The organism is Streptomyces sp. NPDC059740, from assembly GCF_042733155.1.
Lineage (GTDB): Bacteria > Actinomycetota > Actinomycetes > Streptomycetales > Streptomycetaceae > Streptomyces.
In genome coordinates this window covers 1-3,306 of sequence record NZ_JBHWGP010000094.1, presented here as the reverse complement: position 1 = coordinate 3,306, position 3,306 = coordinate 1, and the positions used below count along the sequence as shown (strand labels likewise).

Here is a 3,306-nt window from a genome sequence, read left to right as displayed (position 1 = left end):
AACACACGCGCTTCCAATGAGTCTCACCTTTTGCATCCGTGCAGTTCAGAGCGCTGCAAAAGAACGTCTTCATACAGAACAGATGAGATCAGGCAGCCGTGCGGGCGGGTGTAGGTCGCACGGCGGCGGGGCCGCGGCTCGCGGTCGAGATCCTTGCGCTTGCCGCCGCGCTCGGCCCACTGGCGTCCGGGGGTGGGGGTGGAGGTTGATCGTGCCGATCTCGCCCATGCAGAAGATGACTTCGGGCTCGCCTTCCTCGGGGACGACCTCGCCGTTGGCGATCGCGTAGAGGTGCTCGACCCGGGCCCTCTTCGCGGCGTAGTCCGGGTCGTTCGAGGACTTTCAGGTCTTCACGGGTTGAAAGGAGACGCCCTCCTCATGGCAGGGCTTGGGCGAGTTCCCGGGTCGGGCGATTGGTCGGGGCGTGACCGGTTGGGGTGGATAGCAGAGCAGGCACGGGCTTCGTGATCATTGGGGTGTCGAAGCTCAACGATCACGAGGTGGCCCGTGCCTGCCGCTGCATCTTCTCTTATCCCGCCGGTGCTGGTGAAGCTGGGTCCGCTGGATGCCAGTCAAGTCGCTGAACTGCAGCCCTTTCTGGAGCGGGTGCCCGACCCGCGGGCGAGGCGGGGCTGCTGGTACTCGCTGACCGCGATCCTCCTCGTCTGTGCCTGCGCGACCGTCTCCGGAATGAGGAGTGTGGATGAGATCGCCGAGTGGGCGGCACGGGCCTCGGACACCGTGCTGACGGCCGTCGGAGTCCGCTGGCATCCGCTCGGGTGGCGCCGTGCCCCCTCGCGGACCACGATCGGCCGCGTGCTCGCGGCCGTCGACGGTGACGCCTTGGACCAAGCGGTCGGCGCCTACCTGACCGCCCGGAACACCGCGGGAACAGTCTCGGGGAAACGACAGGTGATCGCCGTCGACGGCAAGTCACTGCGAGGATCGGCCCGCCTGTCCGCCGGCCGCAGACACCTGCTCTCCGCCGTCACTCACCACCGGGCCCTGGCCCTCGCCCAGGCCGAGGTCGGAACCAAGACGAACGAGACCGCGCACTTCCGGCCCCTGCTTGAACCGCTGGACCTGGACGGATCCCTGGTCACCTTCGACGCCCTGCATTCGGTCAAGGCGAACGTCACCTGGCTGGTGGAGACGAAGAACGCCCACTACATCGCCATGATCAAGCGGAATCAGCCGACCGCCCACCACCAGCTCGCCGCCCTGCCCTGGCCGGACATCGCCGTCCAGCACACCGCTTCCTCCGCCGGACACGGCCGCCGGGAGTCCCGCTCGGTCAAGACCTGCGGCATCGCCGACGGACTCGGCGGGATCGCCTTCCCCCACAGCCGCCTCGCCCTCCGCATCCACCGACGCCGCAAACAGACCGGCGAGCGCGAGAGTCGCGAGACCGTCTACGCCGTCACCAGCCTCGACACCCACCAGACCACCCCGGCCGAACTCGCCGCCACCGTCCGCGGCCACTGGGCCGTCGAGGCCCTGCACCACGTGAGAGACGTGACCTACGCCGAAGACGCCTCCACCCTCCACACCGGCACCGCACCCCGCGCCATGGCCACCTTCCACAACCTCGCCATCGGCCTGCTCAAAACCCTCGGAGCCGTCAACATCGCCAAGACCACCCGCGCAATCCGCGACCAGCCCGAACGAGCCCTCCCGCTACTGGGCATCACCAACAACCCGGACGCCCAGGGAACTTGATCAACCCCTGCGTCACCTCTGCGCCCAGTTCATCCACATCAGCGGCCGGATCTCTTGCTCTTCCTGATCAACCGCAACACCGCTTACTGACCCGTTCCCCGCCGCGGCTCCGGCTATGACGACCCACCGGTGGGTCGTCATAGCCGGAGCCGGGCGCTATAGCCCCACCCAGGTGTTCCTGAAACATGACGCAGCAGCCGGCCCACCGGGCCGCGGCTGAAGGATCCGCGTTGCCGCCAACGGCTCTCGAGCGGCGGCGTGTTTAGAAACTCGCACCCACCTCAAGAGCATGGGGAGCTACTACACGTCGCCGCAGTCTATTTTCAGAGGCGAGAGAAAGCGTAAAACAGTCCACCGAGCGCTATCGCGCTACCGACGATCACGAAGATGAAGCGGTTCCAAACACGCATCCCCTTCCCGCCGGACGACCCGAGAATTTTTTGTCGGCTTGCAGTTGAAGTCTCAGCGAACCTTTTGGAAAATACGGCAAAGCACGCACCAAACACAAAGAGAAGAAACCCAACGAACACACCCATAAAACCCTCCCTGGCAATAAGAATGCTAGGCGAGCAGATAACCGCCGCGGGGGCGACCGACACGCCAGTCGCCCCCACCTACATCAATTCACCGCTTCCTGCGTCCCACAAAGCGCACCAGCAGCCATATTCCCACCAGCACGACCGCCGCGAGGAAAGCATACGGGAACCATGCAGGACCATCGGGACGCCTGTCCTGTGACAGGAAAATCAAGGTGTTCATGAAATCCTCCTGCCCAAATTACACATCAGAACGTGTACTTCGCTGTGGCCGAGCATTTTCCGGTACTCCCTCCGGTACCAATTCCGAGCGATCCGTCGGTGCTGGCGGATACTTCAGCCGGGCCGATCCCGCAGCTCGCCTCGCCTGTCAAACCGGAGTTCGCGCTCCCTGAGGACAAACTGCCGTCAGCACTGACGCCGGGAGTACCAGTACCGAGGGAGAAGTAGGGGTGAGCACTACCATCCTCGTTGAATCCGATGCCACCTCCAATGCAAAGCACATCGCACGCTTCTATACCCACCTCCGCCGAAAGGGTGCCGTTGGGGTCGATGCGGTTGACGGGGTCGCCTTCGGCGTAGAGGTAGGGGTTCTTCTCTTGGCCGGTGGGGTCGGGTTGGGTGAAGCGTCCGATGTTGGGGTCGTAGTAGCGGGCGCCGTAGTGGTAGAGGCCGGTGGGGTCCTGGTAGCCGCCGGCGAAGCGGAACGGTTGGGGGATGGTTTCGTCGGTGGCGGTGCGGGTGACGCCGCGGGGGCTGTAGCTGTAGGTGTCGACCTTGGTTCCGTTTTCGTCGGCGAGGCCGATGACGGAGCCGAGCGCGTCGGTGAGGTAGTAGTAGGTCTTCCCCCCGGTGTTCATGGAGTTGAGCGTGCCCCCGGGTTCGCGGATGAAGCCCTTCTCTTTCGGTCGCCGGCTCCTGTCTTCCTCCTTTGTCGCGGCCTCAGTTGGCGGAGACGCGTCGTGTTCGGGCAGTCGAGTTGTTTGAGGGTGGTGTCTCGAACGCGGAGATCGCGAGGGCGGTGGGGGTGTGTGCCGAGAGTGTGCGGCGT

General features: G+C 64.9%; 2 protein-coding genes and 2 pseudogenes. 1 reads left to right on the top strand and 3 read right to left on the bottom strand.

The window, feature by feature from the left end; genetic code table 11:
• Window positions 1-35: 35 nt before the first annotated feature.
• Window positions 36-378: pseudogene (locus ACFV3R_RS34555) on the bottom strand (IS630 family transposase); the annotation flags it as partial.
• Between the two features lie 129 nt (window positions 379-507).
• On the opposite strand from ACFV3R_RS34555, the gene ACFV3R_RS34550 reads away from it, so the two are divergent.
• Window positions 508-1,719, top strand: coding sequence for an ISAs1 family transposase (locus tag ACFV3R_RS34550; protein WP_385591511.1), 1,212 nt, complete (start codon window positions 508-510; stop codon window positions 1,717-1,719).
• Between the two features lie 624 nt (window positions 1,720-2,343).
• On the opposite strand, the gene ACFV3R_RS34545 is transcribed toward ACFV3R_RS34550, so the two are convergent.
• Window positions 2,344-2,478, bottom strand: coding sequence for a hypothetical protein (locus tag ACFV3R_RS34545; RefSeq protein ID WP_385591509.1), 135 nt, complete (start codon window positions 2,476-2,478; stop codon window positions 2,344-2,346).
• Window positions 2,479-2,503: 25 nt separating this feature from the next.
• Window positions 2,504-3,157 (bottom strand): annotated as a pseudogene (locus ACFV3R_RS34540) (RHS repeat-associated core domain-containing protein); the annotation flags it as partial.
• Window positions 3,158-3,306: the final 149 nt, after the last annotated feature.

Bases quoted from the DNA above. Each gene is read 5' to 3' on its own strand.
- ACFV3R_RS34545 (WP_385591509.1), bottom strand. From the start codon at position 2,478: ATGAACACCTTGATTTTCCTGTCACAGGACAGGCGTCCCGATGGTCCT.